Origin of the sequence: Nocardia vaccinii NBRC 15922 (assembly GCF_001613305.1) — a bacterium.
GTDB classification, from domain to species: Bacteria; Actinomycetota; Actinomycetes; order Mycobacteriales; family Mycobacteriaceae; genus Nocardia; species Nocardia vaccinii.
Window position 1 is genome coordinate 380613 of the sequence record NZ_BDCC01000019.1, and the last position, 14801, is coordinate 395413.

Sequence of the window (14801 nt, forward strand, 5' to 3'; positions counted from 1 at the left end):
CTCTGCTGCACACAGTTATCCACACCTGTTCACAGGCGTGGCAGTAGTGCTCGGGGTGGTGTGGTGATGGCCAGGCAGACTCGCCGCCGCAGCACCGGCGCGTTGGGGGAGGAAACCTGGCTGTTGCTGGCATTTCTGGGCGTGGCGGTCGTGGTGGTGCTGGTGTGGATCGCGTTGAGCCTGGGCAGTTGGTGCGCCGGCCTGCCGATCGTCGCCAACCCGCTCATCGCTGTACTCGAACTGCTCCTGGGCAGGCATCGGTGGCCGTGGCAATCCACCGCGATCGGTGCCGTCATCGCCTCTGCTGCAACAATATTCACACTCCACGCCCGGCGGGGGTGGCCGCGGCGCAGCGGCATCGATACCGCTGCGCGCACGATGGATCCTCCTGGCGCGATCACCCTGGCTCGCCGACAGGACAACGCCAGCGCGGCGAAACGCCTCCTCAGAGACGCGCCCAAGAAAGTTCAGGCCATGACCGGGCCACTACTGGGCAGCACCGTCCAAGGCGGGGTCGAGCTGTTCCTGCCTGCCGAACAGTCCCTGGTCATCGCCGCCGGTCAACGCACCGGCAAGACCATGGCGTGGGCGATCCCCGCAGTGCTGTCCGCATGGGGGCCGGTCCTGGCCACCAGTAACAGACCGGACCTGTACCAGCACACCGTCGCCGGAGCCGAGAAACGCGGCACGGTGTGGATGTGTGACCTGCAAGCAGTCACCGGCACACCACAGTGCGGGTTCTGGGTGAACCTCCTGGGCCAGGTGCGCAACCTGCCCGCCGCACGCAAACTCGCCGCGTTCTTCGTCTCCGCAGCATCAGGGTCGGCGACCGAGAAAGCAGGCGCCAAAGTCGACTCCTACTTCGACGGCGGCGCACAAGAACTGCTGAGCCTGTACATGTTCGCTGCGGCCTGTGCTGATGGGGATCTGCTGCATGTGTCCGAATGGCTGTCGGCGGACCAGGACGAAACCCCGGCGCTGATCCTGCGCGCCGAGGGGCACCTCGTGCCCGCGCGTCGAATCCTGGACGCGCAATCCCTGTATGCCAGACAACGAGATGGCTTGTATGACATGGCCAGACGATTCTTGAACACTCTGTCCGACGAAGGATACGCGCAGATGGTGACCCCGCCCGCGCGCACCCACTTCAGCGTGTATGAAGGCACGGACAGGGTCGTCATCGACACCACACACGGCCCGGTCACTCACCAGCTGCCCGAATTCAAACCAGCCCAGTTCGCCACCAGCACCGACACCCTCTACGCGTTGTCGATGGCCGGACCGGACTCCGCGGCTGCACTGACTGCGGCGCTGATCGGTCAGATCCTGGAAGCCGCGCTGATGATCGCGCGATCGCGCCGTGGCGGACGCTTGGCGGTCCCGCTGCTGGCGGTGCTGGACGAGGCCGCGAACTGCGCGCGTATCGGGGAGCTGCCGTCCTATTACACGTATGCCGCGGGTTCCGGGGTGATCTTGGTGACGATCTTGCAGGTCATCGAGCAGGGCGAGGACCTGTGGGGCGTCAACGGATTACGCACCATGCGCGCACAGTCCATCGAAATCTTCGGCGGCAACATCGCCAACGACTCCTACCTGGAGCAATGGGCCCGCCTCATCGACGACCACGACGTCGCCGATTACTCCCGCTCGGTCGGTCCCGGCGGGGTCAACCGCACCACCTCCTGGCGACCCGAACCCGTGCTCAACATCGCCAAACTCAACAAACTCCCCCGCGACCGCGCCCTGATCCGCCTCCCCGGCCACGAACCCATCCTCATCAAAAAACATTTCTGGTGGGACGACCCCGACCTCGCCCCGATCATCACCACCTCCCTGCAGCGATTCAACAACGACCCCGCCGATGACACAGCACCAGAAGGTGAAAGCGCCAGCGGCACACAAGGAACCGAACTATGACCACACCATCGACCAGCCCCGCGTCCCCACCGGCCGCGGGTGCTGGGGCTCCGAAGCAGGCGCCGATCCCACCCAAATACCGCGACTTCGTCACCTTCGCCGAGAAATGGCTATTCCCGTTCGTGACCACCCGATTGGCCGAAGCCAACCGCGAACAAACCATGACCTGGTGCACCCAATGGTGGCGCCACCGACCCGTCGCCGTCCGAATCGCCCACCTGCACAACGCCTTCGAAGCCACCCGACGAAGCCGCAACGGCAGCGCCGTATCCACCTACCTGCTCTCGCACATCGACGCCCACTTCCGGGTCATCCTCGACGCCGCCAACGGGCCACTACACCGCTGCACGCGCACCAAACACATTGCCTCACAGCAACTCCCATTCGACCCGGTACCGCCGGGCTGGTTCGGTCCGCCACCCAAAGCCGTAGCCGAGAAAAAACATCCACCCCGGTACGCGCACTACGCGGACTTCGTCGAACACTGGCTCCTGCCCGTCACGGCCGTACGGATCTCGGGCAATAACCGCGAAGGGCAATACACCTGGTGCCGGCAATGGTGGGCGCACCACGGCGTCAGCCTCCGATTCGCTGCACTGCACGCGGTCTTCGAAGCCGCCCGCACCGCAGACGACAAAACCGCCATGTCCACGCTGTTCGTCAACCACATCGACCCCCACATGCGACATATCCTCGAAGCCGCCAACGGCCCACTGCACCGCTGCACACCCGACCGCCACATACCCCACCCCGGCTTGACCGGCACAGCGGTCCCGCCGAACTGGTTCGGCCTACCCGGCGCCACCACACCGGTCGAGGAACTGGGCTTCGGACCGGACTTCCGCAGTCTGCGCCCAGGCGCGTAGACGCTCAACAACTTCGACCGGACGGCTGAACACGATACAGCGCAACATGTATCGTCGACCGAAAGGGCAGGAGCAGTTTTCGTTCCTACGACTCCAATTGTGAGGTGGGGTGGGATGGTCGTAGTCCTTAAGGTCCGGTGCCAGACTGGCGGGTTGATGGTGCCCGGCAATGCCTTTCGAAGTTGAGACTCTCGCCGGACCTGGAGGTCCGGCGCCAGCAGGTGGCGCCGGACCGCAAGGCCCGGCGAGAATCTCAACACCAGCATCATTGCAAACACACATGAATTCCGCACTCGCCGGTGTCGACCCGTGCAGCGTGCTGGGCGCCCTCGCTGCTGGACACCCGAACCTGTGGGTCGGCGCCGCCCTCTGGTCGTGCACGTTCAACTTCGATTCCTATGCCGACCGCACGGCCGGCCAGCGCGTGTCCTACACCTGGGATACCGACCTCGAACTCAGGGCCGAAAAGGGATCGGGCGAAACCGAATACCGTATCGACAACTACCCCGCCCATATGATCCCGCAGGACAGCAGCTTCGGCAGCGCCTGCCAGATCTACCTCGGCACCGACCCTGCCTGGAACGCCACCACCGCCGCCCCCGGTGGCACCGACACCGAACTGGTCGACATCGCCGTCGACACCAGCGGCTGCACCGCTGCCCGCACCCTGGCCACCGATTTCATCCACCAGTACGAGCAACACGTTCACCGCCGCTGACGACCGGGCGCACGCCCCGACCGTGCCGAGACAGCCCAGCCACCCGATCCCCATGTCGCCGATCCACGCAGTCAACCCACCCCGATCAGGCAATTCAGTCTCTGACGAACACATCCGGTTTGCCTGCCACCCGCACCACCTCCAGTGGAGCAGCATCGACATCCCAGGTCCCCGGTTGGCCTGTGACGGTGAGCTGTTGGCAGTACAGCGAGTATTCGTGATGCCGACATGGATCTAGCTTGGCTGCTGAAAGGGGGTTCCAGTGAAGGAGATATCGATGTCACAGCTGGCAAGCACGGGGGTGGAGCCGCCGCCTAGTGCTGACTGCGCTCGCCGAATCCAGTGAGCGCGGTCAACAGACCGAGTCGCGGCTAGTGCCAGCGATAAATGCGCGGTAATCGCCATGTGCGTGCACTTGCCGGGGGCCCGATCCCTGCTCGGTGAGCGGGCCGGCCGGGTGGCGGTCCCTGCGGTTCATGCTCAACGGAATGCACGCGTTGACCGCTGCCGCGCCCGATATGCCGTGGGTCCGCTCAGATGCCGGGAGCCGATTGCTTGCGAGCCCGTTCGACGCGGCGTTCGATACCCTCCAGGTGTTTCTGCGCACGCTGTAGGGCCTCGCGAGCCGAACGCTCGGTGGCGGCTGTGAGTCGGTGGCGGTGTTCGGTTTCGGTCAGCTCGGCACGCAGGGCTTGGATGCGGTCGTCGAGATCAGCGAGATCGGCGGCCGCGGTGTCGTGGTCCGATCGGGCGGAAGTCACAGCGGCGCGGGCGGATTCGACTTCGGCGAGCATCTCCTCGAGCTCGCGCCGCACCTCGGCCTGCGGATCGGGGGCGGGCCCGTCGGCAGCCGTGGGGTCAGCGCGGCGACGAGGCCGCGCGGCCGATTTCTCAGTGCGATCCTCGGTGGGATCGGCTGTCGGCGAGCGCGTTCCGACGCTGCGGTGCCCAGCGCCGGGAACCGCGGTCACCGCGGCGGGGCCGAATCCCTCGTAAGTGGCTGCGGTGGTGAGGGTTCCGGCTCGCAGCCTGTCAGCGACCGACTGATCCGCCAGTGCCGCCTGCAGGCTCGCGCCGATATCCCGTAGGACGGGTTCGGTCAGGCGCTGGCCCCGGCTCGCGGCCAGCTCGGCGGCCTTGCGGGTGACGGCGTTGACCACTTTTTGCCGCTGCGGGGTGAGGGCGCGCAGTTGTTCGGCCGACAGTCGGCGCTGGGCATCACGGAGGGCGTCGCCCACCTCCAGCAGTGCGCGGACGTTATCGCTCGCCTCACGAGACAGCAGATTCATTGCCCACGCGGCGACCGTCGGTCGCCGGAGCTTGCCGATGGCGGCGGCCAGGGCCTTATCCCCGGCGTCGCGGGCCTGCCGTGCCCGCTCGGTGCGGGCGGCCACGAACTCGGCGGGCGCGAGCCCGTAGAGTTCGGCCACGACCTGGTCGAGCGTCATGCCGCCCTAGCCTACGGGCACGCTCGCCACCCGCCCCGTGGGATGCCATGTCCCCCCGATCCAGGCCAGGTCACGGTGTTCGCGCGCACCTTGCCAGATCGGCCACGCCCCGCCGATCTCGGCGACGGCGGCCAAGACGAACAGCAGGATCGAACGCAGCACGATCATGGCAGTGACCCTAGAAGATCTCGGTCAGTGTGTGGTTATGGAGGCATCTTTTCAGCAGCCACAGCCGCCTCGCCCCGCAGGCACAGAGGCGAGATCGCCATCGAACGGCACAGGGCAGCAAGGGCTTTCACTACACGCAAGGAGGTCATCGCATCCTGCGGCCAGCGCCGCACGCAGGGTGTCGCGCACGGCGGTCAGCTCGAGGAGTTTCGCGTCGACCTCGGCGAGTTTGGCGACCGCGCGCGTGCAGGCCAGAATCGGGGCGCGCGTGTTTCTGGGTGACGTGCAGCAGGTCGGCGACTTCGTCGAGTGTGAACCCGAGCCGTTGCGCGGCCTTGATGATCCGCAATGTCGCCACCGCCTGCTGTGGGTAGAGCCGATGCCGCCCAGGGAGCGGTTCGGTACGGCGAGCAGGCCACGGCGTTCGTAGTAGCGCAGGGTTTGGATGTTCACCCCCGCCACGGCGGCGACCTCGCCGATACGCAATCCCGTGCTCATCGCGACACAGCTCCGACCCGCGACTCGAGGGCATCGAGAACCTCGATATGGGCGGCGGGGGCGTCGATGTGCATCACCGAGCCGTTGGCGGCGGATTCGAAAGCCAAAGTGAAGAATGAGCAGCATTGCGTTTCGCGAGCCGCCAGGTTCCGCCCGAGGGGCTCAGCGATAGCGTCGATGTGCAGGTCGAGGCGGGTACGGGCGGGTCGCTCTGCGCGTTGGACAGCTTCAGTGAAGAACTGATCGAATTCCGCGATCCGCATCGGCTGGGCGGCGGTTGGCAGAGTGCATGAGTCCGGTACCCACTCGGCGGAACCAACATTGATCGTCACGAATCCACGGTAAGCCTGTACCCAGGTACCGGATGCAAGCACTGAACCACGCACCACAAACACTCACCATTCGGCAATACCGCACATTCTCAGGTGGTCTTACCATCCCTGGCATCAACCATGCGGCCATTAACTGAAGACATCGGCAGGGTCTGCTCCAGCGTGGAGCCGACCATCGGCCGTGTTCTCGCCCTGTCGACTTCATCAGACCGCCCTGCACCCGCTCAGCCTTGGGATGCGGTGCACGGCCATACGGTTGGGGGTGACTCTCCAAAATAGACAGCGTCTCGCCGATAGCAGTGCACGGCAGGATGCCGGGGTCACTGACGTCCTGCGCAGGTACGGTATGGCTCATGATCGCCGCAGTTGTGTTCGACGTTGGGGAAACGCTGGTGGACGAGACCCGTGAGTACGGGACATGGGCCGACTGGCTCGGCGTGCCGCGTCACACCTTCACAGCAATGTTCGGCGCGGTCATCGCCAGCGGCCGGGACTACCGGGAGACCTTCGAGGTGTTCCAGCCCGGATTCGACCTCACCCAGGCGCGGCAAGCGCGAGAAGACGCCGGGGAGCCCGAGACATACGACGACAGCGACCTGTATCCCGATGTGCGCCCAGCTCTTTCGAAGCTGCGGGATCTCGGAGTGTGGGTCGGCATCGTGGGCAACCAGACCGTTCGATCGGGGCGGATCCTGCGGAGTTTGGATCTGCCCACAGACTTCATTGCCACGTCGGACGATTGGGGAGTGTCGAAGCCGTCGCCCGAGTTCTTCTCGAGGGTCATCGATGTCGCGCCGTGCGATGCCCACAGCATCGTTTATGTCGGCGACCGGATCGACAACGACATCGCACCCGCGAAGCAAGCTGGGATGCTGACCGCACACATCCAGCGTGGTCCCTGGGGATGGATCCAACGCAACGACCCGCAGGTGTCAGAGCTGTCCGATTGGAGGATCAAGGATCTCCACGAACTGCCGGGAATCGTGTCGGCGACGAACGGTTCTTCAGCCGATCATTGATCTCACAGTCGCGTGCCAGCTGTACAGCTCGTCGTCGAGCGTCCGGACTTTCGGCAGTGAGTCCCACTCGCGCAACGACTCTCGAACATCCTTCACGCGGTCCATCGCGGTCGCATACCAGTGCTCCCCGATCAACAGCAGCGCCTCACTCAGGTAGTCGCAGGCCCGATCCGGGTCTCGCTCGAGCACCGACACGGCCGCGAGGTCGGCGCAGTACACCGAGCGTTGCTTGATCGCGCTGTCCGGTAGGTCCGCGAGGGCCTGTTGCAGTGTCTCCCGCGCTTCGCGGGGTCGGCCCGCGGCAGCGAGGGTGTTGCCTTTGAAGCCCACGAGCCGGATCGGTGAAAACCAGTCGAGCCAGGGAGGTGATGGATGTGCCTCGGCATCGAAGTCGCTGTAGTCCTCTTCGGCCTGCCGGATCAGAGTCAAGGCTCGACGGGTGTCGCCGAAGCGGGTCTCGACTTCTGCTTCGACTGCGCCGAGCCACGCCATCATCTCGGCGTTGGCCTGTCCGCGGCGGGCAAATGTGCGCGCGGCGCGGATCTTGTCGCGGGCGTCCTCGGCTTGGTCCGGGTCGCCGGAGAATGCGGGAGCGAATGCCATGTGCGCCAACGCTGCGGCTCCGAGGAGAGAATCGTCGGCTTCCCGGGCAGCCTGGAGTGCCAGAACGAAAGACGGTTTGGCCTGTTCGGGCAGCTGGAGATCGAAGAATTCCAGCCTCCCAGCCAGTAGGCTCGACTCGGAAATTGCCCGCGCCATAACAGGTTTCGCGGTGGCGGGGACTTTCGTCAACAGGTCCCAGCCCAAGGCTGCGTGTTCGGCGACGAGTCGCCGCAAGCGAGATGCCGGGACCGACCAATACATGCGACGGTGGGAGACGGTGCCGTTCATGAAGTCCGTCGCGATCGATGCGGGCAACGCCGGGGCCGATGCTCCGGAATAGCGGGCAGCCCACGTCTCCTTGAACCCGTTGCCAGGGGCTTGTGTCGGCTCCTGCACTCCCTCGGACCAGGGCACTGTGAAGCCGAGCTCGGAAATGGGCCGCCCGAAAAGGGTTTCCAGGGCGGCCACATGCTCCCGCTGAGGCAGCGGAGGGTCGGCCGATTCCCAACGTCGAACGGTTCGCGTGTTGACCGAGATCCGTAATCCGATCTCGTTGGCGGCCTTGTTCAGCGCTTCTGCGAGGGCTACCTGCGATCTGAGTCCAAGTGCCTGCCGCGCGGAGCGGAGTGCGGCGTTTGCGGAAGCAGTCATGGCCCAAGTCTACCGCCTCGAATGACCTATTTTCACCTGAAGGGACATGAAATGTCCCCGCTGTGTCCTCATTTATGGCCTTCTTTCGGACTTGAATTGGCGGGATGGTGATTTCAGCTTCCGATGCCGGGATGCCCCTTTCCACAAGGAAACCCCCGGCATCGGGGCGTGCCACCCACCCGACCTAGCCCTGAAGGTTCCGATGCTGACATCGCTGCTGATCGGCGTCGCTGCCGCGCTCGTTGTTTTGCCGTCGCTGCGTACGCGGCGGTATCGGTGCGGGAGTCGCGGCCGGTGAACTCTCGTATGGCTCCGACGTATTCGATTGGCAATGCGCTGATCATCGGACGGACGCATGATGCTTCGGTTGTGCCGTTCAGCGATCAGGCAACAGATTTCGCCTCCGTATGGCGCGGGACCGACTCCGTGATCGAGGTCTTGGCGATGACGGCCCTTCATGGCGACGCGCTCAGCTGGGGCCGGGCGCCAGCACTGTGGGCGACCAGTCCGTCCCGGCCTTGCGTTGGAGCCCACACATACCGACTTGTTCCCGCTGGCATAGCCGGAAAGCAAGGTGGTTGATGAGCCGGAATCATCCGTCCTCCAACGGATCTACAGTATTGCGGCCTGCGCCCGAGGGGATTGATCCGACCCGGCCGACCTCGGCCCGCATGTTCGATTACCTGCTGGGCGGTAAGGACAATTACAGGGCAGACCGCGAAGCCGCCATGCAGCTACTGGAGATCGCGCCGGAGACGAAGACGCTCGCGTGGTTCAGTCGCCGATTCCTCACCGGTGCGGCCGAATTGGCCGCAAAGGCGGGGATCCGCCAGTTCCTCGATATCGGTGCGGGCCTTCCCACTTCGCCGAGTGTCTACGAGGCGGTGTCCGCGGTCGATCCTGATGTCCGGGTGGCTTCGGTGGATTTCGACCCAGTCGTCTATCGGCACACCGATGCCGTCGTGTCGAGTATGTCGGTGGTGACGGCGATGCTGGGCGACTTCCGCAACCCGGATGACCTGATCGAGCGATTGCGCACCGAGGCGGGGATCGACTTCCGTCGACCGGTCGCGCTCCTGCTGGTCGGTGTACTGCATTTCATCACCGACGACGAACGCCCGGCCGAACTCATCGCGCGATTCCGGGAGGTGATGGCCCCGGGCAGCTATCTCGTGTTCACACACGCCTGCAAAGACAGCAGCGAGGATCTGATCCGTCGGACCGCCCGGGCCACCGACGGCACAACCGCGCAGTGCACCTATCGTTCCCGGGCCGAGGTGGAGAAGCTGTTCGACGGTTTCGAGATGCTCGACCCGGGGGCGGCACCGATCCAGGAGTGGCTCGGCGACGGCCTGCCGTCGACGAGGCTGGTCATGCTCGGTGGCGTGTGCCGCATACCCGTACCAGTGCGATGTTCGGCCGAGTCGTTGGACAGATCGACTCCCGCTGGCGGTTGCGAACAGGTGCTTACGGTCCGCGATCGTGGCTCGAGCATCGATGGCAGCGATGCAGATGTTTGCGCCGAAATCCGTTCCGCGGCATTGTGAGAGGTTGGCGTTTGGATGGACGGCCTGGCTGGGCGTGTTCGATGCACTGCTGTGGACGGGGTACAGGTGCGGTGGCACCTGCTTGACGGTGTCATTCGTGTCGAGTCGATTGCAGAATCCGGAGGTCGGGTATTGAGGTCGTATGTGGGGCCGGAGTATCCGGACCTGTCCCAGGTGCGTGATTTGTGGCCGCGGTTGGGTGGTTTGTGGGACGCGGTGGCGCGTGAGCTGTGAGTTTCAGCGGTCCCACGGCGCTTGCCGCAGCACGGGGTATTCGGGCCGAGTTGCGCTGTCGTCGAGTGGTTACCTGTCTGAAACATGTTGGTGGACACAGGGATAGGCGGTGTCTCGCTGATGGCCTGCGGTGTCGCTGTGGCAACGGCAGAGGCTGTCGCGCATCGTTGCCACGTCCGTGGTGCGCAACCATTGCCGAAGGCCACCACGCCGAACTTCGCAAATACTGCACCGAACGAAGAGGAGTGCAGCTGTACGTCAGCGTGTTCAACCTGCTGGTACCGGAAAATGGGCTGCAGGCGAGGGGCGACCCGAGTGCGGGATCCGGAATCCGGCCGCAGATGCCGGGCGCGTGGTGGGGCCCTGTTGAACGCCCGCACTGCTCGGTGCCGTCCAGAACCTCCCCGGGTGGATGCGACCGGGGATATCGTTGAGGCTGAGCTGATTTCGGATAGGTTCGCTTTGCGCAGGGGGTGTGGGATGCTGGTCCTCAACGGTGATCGCGGTGGGATTCCGTCAACGGAGAAAATTATTCTGGACTGGCTGCGGGCATGGAACGGCGCGGACATGGTCGGTGGAGTCGCGATCTCCGGCTGCTACCTGACCGATCGCCGCCACGGTCGTCGCGCAACAGAGACCGACTTGGTGGTGATCACCCCACACACTTGCGTGGTGGTCGAGGTCAAGGGAATCACCCTGCCAGTCGGTGGTGTGATGTCGTGCCCGGCGAACGGCCCCTGGTCGATACCGGGAGTGGCCGGTAGCCCGGTGCACGTGCGCGCGAATGACCTCAACCCACTGAATCAGGTGCGGGAGGGGACATTCAACCTGAAGAACCTGGCCAAACGGATCGGGATCGACGCGTTCGTGTCCGGACTGGTGCTCATCGTTCCCCATCAGGGGAGATCGGTGACCGTGGCCACGCAGGATCTTCCCACCGGCACGGACGTGCTCGCCGGCAGCGCGTCCGAGCTGCTGGCCTGGTTCGGTAAGTCCGGCCGCCGTGCGGCGGCCTGGACCGCTGAACAGGCACATGCACTGCTGACCGTGCTGAATTTCGGCGAAGCGGTCACTATCGCTGAGTTGGCAGCGCAGGGCTTCTCCGCGGCGCAGCCGGCCGACCTGCCGCCATCGGCATCGAGTGCGGGGGCGCCGCTGGAGCCGTGGCTCGAGGGGGTACGGGTCGTGGGCCCAAGTCCCATCGTGGATCCTCCACGACCACGCAGATCGTTCAAACCTGTTCCGCGGCAGCCGCTCCCGCCAGCGTGGGCGGATATCGAGGCCCAGGTCAAGCAGCGATCCCGAGAGCGCCGCCGCACCGAAGGCGAGACAGACGATCTCGACAACTCCGTCTACACCGCCCTACGGGATTTCACACCTGGTCCGGTGTCACCGCCACCGTTCCCGGTAGTACCCGCTCCTCGGCCTCGGTGGCGGCCCCACTTCGGGCAACTGGCCGCTGTCGTGCTGGTCCTGATGGTCATCGGGATCTCCTGGCTGGTGATCCACAGCCAGGCCCATTCCAACTCCCGCGGCACCAGCATACCTACCTTCACATCGTCGACTGCCAGCGTGCCGCCCCCGCCACCGGTCACCCTGCGGCCTGCACCGCCACAACCAAAGATCTGCTACCCCCTGCAGCCAGACTGCTGACCTGTGACCTGCCCTCGACACCGGGCGGGCATTGGGCGTCCGGGCTCTACCAGGTCTGTAGAACTCGGCGATCCGATCGGCGCTGGTCATCGATCGGCGGGTTGCAAATCTGGTGGCACAGGTCTCCGCATCGATCCCGATAGCCCGTGCGCTGATCAGTACAGGTTCAGATGTCCTCGGAGTCGTTTTTCGGGAAGTACCGCAGCAGTGCGACGTCCCCGATCTGGGATACCTCGACCAGTTGCATCCGCCGCCGTGAGCCGCCGGGAAACTCCGCGGGATTGACGAACCGAGGCGCGTCGGCTTGCCCAACGAGCAGCGGGGCGACGGCGAGGTGCAGTTCGTCGGCCAGGCCAGTGGCCAGGACTGCGGTGTGGATGCTGGTGCCGCCCTCGATCATCAGCCGGTCGATGCCGCGGTCACCGAGGTCATCGAGCAGAGCACCGAAATCGACTGCCGCACCAAGTGATACGACAACGGCGAGATCACCCAAGCGGTCCCGCAGTTTCTCGGCGCCGGTGTCGGTGGTGTAGACGATCGGTACGCGGTCCCCGACCCCGTAATGCCAGAAACGGGCCTCGGGGTCCAGATCGCCGGAGCCGGTGACGACGATCTTCTGCAGGTGCGCCGGCTTGCCAGCCGCGGCGCGAGCAGCGAGCCGTTCGGGGCTTTTGATGATCAGGCGGGGATTGTCGCGGCGCAGTGTCTCCGCGCCGATCAGGATGGCGTCGCACTCGGTGCGCACGACTTCAACACGGTCGAAGTCGGCCTCGTTGGATAGGTAGAGGCGTTCGGGGATGGTGTCGTCGATGTAGCCGTCCACGCTGACCGCGACGGACAGGACTACGTACGGTCGGGGCAACTTGCTGCCTTCCATTGCTCGAACTCGTCGACGAACTGGCCGACGCTGGTCTGGGTGCTTGCAGAATCGATCATGGCTGCCAGGGTGTTCACTCGTTCCATGATGCGTGCCGACCCGGTGGCGACGCCGATCTGCAGCGCCCGAGTGCCCAACTCGGCTGCGGGCTCGATCTGCCCGGCGGCCATGTGCGCGACCGCTGCACGCGAGAGATAGACCCCGCGGTCCCGCGGGTAGCCGGACTGCATGTGCGCGGTCGCGTTGTCGAAGTGCGTGATGGCAGCGGTGTGATCGCCCAAGGAGGTGAGGCTGTGGGCTTGGTAGGCATCGATGTAGGAGTGGTCGAGGAAAAATCCCCACGCAGGATCCGCGTCGGCTTGGTCGACCAACGCATAGGCGGTGTCGTACGTGCGGGCGCTGGCAGTCGCGTCTGCCTCGAGCGCGAGGGCATGTGCGTGGTAGGCCACTGCGGCGGCGGTGAACAGGGAGGTGCGCGGTGCGGCGCGGGTGGCGGCAACGGCAAGCTCGCCGCTGCTGGCGCCATCGCCCTGATCGGAGGCCAACTGGCTCATCCGCACCAGGGACAGCCCGATGTAGTAGTTGTCGCCGAGCTGGTGCGACCAGGTCAAGGCTTTCTCGGCCCAGCGCTGGGCCTCGGTGAACATCCGCTGGTCCTGGTACTGCCACGCCGCGGTTTCGGCGTACATAGCCAGTAGTCGCAAAATTCCTTGGGGGTCAACCACTTTCGCCTCCCGAAGGGCCTGCATGCGATCGAGTGCGGCAAGTACTTCGGGCAGAGTGCTGGCGGATCCGTAGATGTTGTCGGACTCGATGATGTTCATCCGTTTGTCGCGGAAGAACTTGATGTGGTCGATGTCGGTGCGCGCGAACACCGCGGCCAGAGGCTTGCTGGACAACGCCGCGCCCGCGGCCATACCGAGGGCACCGGCGCCAGCACCGGTGATGAACGTGCGACGGGGCACAGACACCAGAAGTACCTCTCCCGTCGCGGTGCGGGCCGGCACCAGGATGTGATCGGTGTCGGCACCGGATTCCAGCAGTGAACCCAACTGGTGCCCAGCGTCCACACTGACGGTGGCCGGACCATTCAGGATCGACCAGAACCGTTCGACGACACCAGCTTCGGCCTCCTCGAGCTTGCGGTCCATCCGTGCGGCATACGGGACGGAGAGCGCGATGGTCTCCTTGCGTTTTTCCCACTTCTTCACCGCTTCGGTGGACACTCCGGTGTAGGTCGCGAATGGCTCTTGTTTCATACCCAGCGCCTGGCGGAACGCGGCGACTTCCCGTCCTGTCCATCGTCCACCCGTGTGCATCGGTTGTGCCCCCAGTCACGTATCGAGTGCACCGAGAGTACCCCGGAGTATCCCTGCGTACCTGGTGTGACCTGCGTGGTCGCGACATGGTTGAACAAGCCCCGCCGCCGGAACGATGGCTTCGGTTTCCTCCTTCGTCGGCATGCCGGCCCGGATCACCACAAGTGACGCCTCCGGGCCGGTTGATGTACCGGCCATCACGGCGGCGGGTGCTTTCCACATACTCCACAAGCTAAGGGGTGCAGTGTGCTTTCGGTGCTGATCACAATGGCGTTCGCCGGTGTGGCGGGAACCTTTGCCACGCTGGTGGTCCGCACGGTGTGGCTGCCGGATTACCGCCCCTCGCTGCGGCCGGCTCCGATCTGGGACACATCGCGCACCCGCGCAACAGATTCCAGCCCGAGGGGAACAACGCTGTGACGACCGGGCACGAGCCGACACGGCAGCAGCAGTACTACGCCGCCATCCATCAGTGCACCCAAAGCGACGACCACACCGCGCTGGCCGAGTTGCGACGGCATGGTCCACCAGCTCCGGACCCGGAGGTGGACGGCTTGACCGGTGTGCTGGCATTCCTGCGATTCCACGCCGACCACGGTCACGCCGTGCGCCGCTTCGTCTACCGCGCCCCAGCGCGGAGGTGATGACGGTGAGCGGCGTACAGAGTGTGACGAGCGTGGAATTGGGTGCACCGGCGCCATCAGTGGCGCTCGTCGCAGCGCTGGTCCCGCCACCCAACACAGTCCGCAGCACCTTGGCCACCCGCCCGCGGTACGCACAGTCCGCAGGGATGGTCACGATCGTGAACGTGGCGATCGCCGCGCAGATGCACCACGCACCGGCCCGGCCATTCACATCTGCCCAGGCGCACCGCGCATAGCGCGAGCACATGGACTGCGCGGCCACCGATTGTTCATGTCCGCAGCGATGAGAGAGGTCGGAGTTCTGGAT

The 14801-nt window shown here is 65.1% G+C and carries 15 protein-coding genes and 2 pseudogenes; 10 read left to right on the top strand and 7 right to left on the bottom strand.

Translation table 11 applies throughout. The annotated features are described in order from the left end of the window. The first annotated feature begins 66 nt into the window (after positions 1–66). The 3 genes from NV1_RS15895 to NV1_RS15905 all read left to right on the top strand — a co-directional run bounded on the left by NV1_RS15895 (position 67) and on the right by NV1_RS15905 (position 3501). Positions 67–1917 carry a type IV secretory system conjugative DNA transfer family protein gene (locus tag NV1_RS15895; RefSeq protein WP_067891633.1) on the top strand — a complete coding sequence of 617 codons (1851 nt, stop codon included), beginning with the start codon at positions 67–69 and terminating at the stop codon, positions 1915–1917. Next, positions 1914–2783 (top strand): DUF4913 domain-containing protein, encoded by an 870-nt coding sequence (locus tag NV1_RS15900; RefSeq protein ID WP_067891638.1) that lies wholly within the window; start codon positions 1914–1916, stop codon positions 2781–2783. The genes NV1_RS15895 and NV1_RS15900 overlap by 4 nt, the downstream gene beginning before the upstream one ends. Positions 2784–3099: 316 nt before the next feature. Next, entirely contained in the window at positions 3100–3501 is a 402-nt protein-coding gene (locus NV1_RS15905) for a hypothetical protein (RefSeq protein ID WP_157116972.1), read from the top strand. A gap of 533 nt (positions 3502–4034) precedes the next feature. On the opposite strand, the gene NV1_RS15910 is transcribed toward NV1_RS15905, so the two are convergent. The 4 genes and pseudogenes from NV1_RS15910 to NV1_RS46605 all read right to left on the bottom strand — a co-directional run. Continuing rightward, complete coding sequence (locus NV1_RS15910) at positions 4035–4949, bottom strand: hypothetical protein (RefSeq protein ID WP_067891650.1); 915 nt, start codon at positions 4947–4949, stop codon at positions 4035–4037. Positions 4950–5003: 54 nt separating this feature from the next. After that, positions 5004–5114 (bottom strand): annotated as a pseudogene (locus NV1_RS42165) (YnfA family protein); the annotation flags it as partial. Between the two features lie 148 nt (positions 5115–5262). Beyond that, positions 5263–5475, bottom strand: coding sequence for a MerR family DNA-binding protein (locus NV1_RS46360; RefSeq protein WP_281181833.1), 213 nt, complete (start codon positions 5473–5475; stop codon positions 5263–5265). A gap of 71 nt (positions 5476–5546) precedes the next feature. Beyond that, positions 5547–5741: pseudogene (locus NV1_RS46605) on the bottom strand (hypothetical protein); the annotation flags it as partial. Here NV1_RS46605 and NV1_RS43535 point away from each other — a divergent pair. Both NV1_RS43535 and NV1_RS15925 read left to right on the top strand, forming a co-directional pair. Further along, positions 5741–5908, top strand: coding sequence for a hypothetical protein (locus tag NV1_RS43535; protein WP_157116974.1), 168 nt, complete (start codon positions 5741–5743; stop codon positions 5906–5908). The pseudogene NV1_RS46605 and the gene NV1_RS43535 overlap by 1 nt on opposite strands. 392 nt (positions 5909–6300) lie before the next feature. Then, entirely contained in the window at positions 6301–6966 is a 666-nt protein-coding gene (locus tag NV1_RS15925; RefSeq protein WP_067891662.1) for an HAD family hydrolase, read from the top strand. Here NV1_RS15925 and NV1_RS15930 read toward each other — a convergent pair. Next, positions 6952–8220: a helix-turn-helix domain-containing protein gene (locus NV1_RS15930; protein WP_067891668.1), complete on the bottom strand. Its 1269-nt coding sequence runs from the start codon at positions 8218–8220 to the stop codon at positions 6952–6954. The genes NV1_RS15925 and NV1_RS15930 overlap by 15 nt on opposite strands. 581 nt (positions 8221–8801) lie before the next feature. Here NV1_RS15930 and NV1_RS15935 point away from each other — a divergent pair. Together NV1_RS15935 and NV1_RS15945 are read left to right on the top strand one after the other, a co-directional pair. Continuing rightward, entirely contained in the window at positions 8802–9767 is a 966-nt protein-coding gene (locus NV1_RS15935) for an SAM-dependent methyltransferase (protein WP_084525402.1), read from the top strand. 714 nt (positions 9768–10481) lie between these two features. Beyond that, positions 10482–11654: a nuclease-related domain-containing protein gene (locus tag NV1_RS15945; protein WP_067891690.1), complete on the top strand. Its 1173-nt coding sequence runs from the start codon at positions 10482–10484 to the stop codon at positions 11652–11654. Between the two features lie 166 nt (positions 11655–11820). Here the strand turns inward: NV1_RS15945 and NV1_RS15950 are convergent, their stop codons facing one another. Both NV1_RS15950 and NV1_RS46370 read right to left on the bottom strand, forming a co-directional pair. Further along, complete coding sequence (locus tag NV1_RS15950) at positions 11821–12531, bottom strand: RibD family protein (RefSeq protein ID WP_067891694.1); 711 nt, start codon at positions 12529–12531, stop codon at positions 11821–11823. Then, on the bottom strand, positions 12498–13850 hold the full coding sequence (locus tag NV1_RS46370) for a transcriptional regulator (protein WP_067891700.1): 1353 nt from the start codon (positions 13848–13850) through the stop codon (positions 12498–12500). Before NV1_RS46370 ends, NV1_RS15950 begins: the two co-directional genes overlap by 34 nt. Positions 13851–14105: 255 nt before the next feature. Here NV1_RS46370 and NV1_RS43540 point away from each other — a divergent pair, with 255 nt between their 5' ends. The 3 genes from NV1_RS43540 to NV1_RS15965 are packed head-to-tail and all read left to right on the top strand — an operon-like array spanning position 14106 to position 14730. Beyond that, positions 14106–14270, top strand: coding sequence for a hypothetical protein (locus NV1_RS43540; protein WP_169813334.1), 165 nt, complete (start codon positions 14106–14108; stop codon positions 14268–14270). After that, positions 14267–14494, top strand: a complete 228-nt coding sequence (locus NV1_RS15960) for a hypothetical protein (protein WP_157116980.1) — start codon at positions 14267–14269, stop codon at positions 14492–14494. The genes NV1_RS43540 and NV1_RS15960 overlap by 4 nt, the downstream gene beginning before the upstream one ends. 5 nt (positions 14495–14499) lie before the next feature. Further along, a complete protein-coding gene (locus NV1_RS15965) occupies positions 14500–14730 on the top strand; it encodes a hypothetical protein (protein WP_157116982.1) in 231 nt (76 codons plus the stop codon). Positions 14731–14801 lie beyond the last annotated feature (71 nt).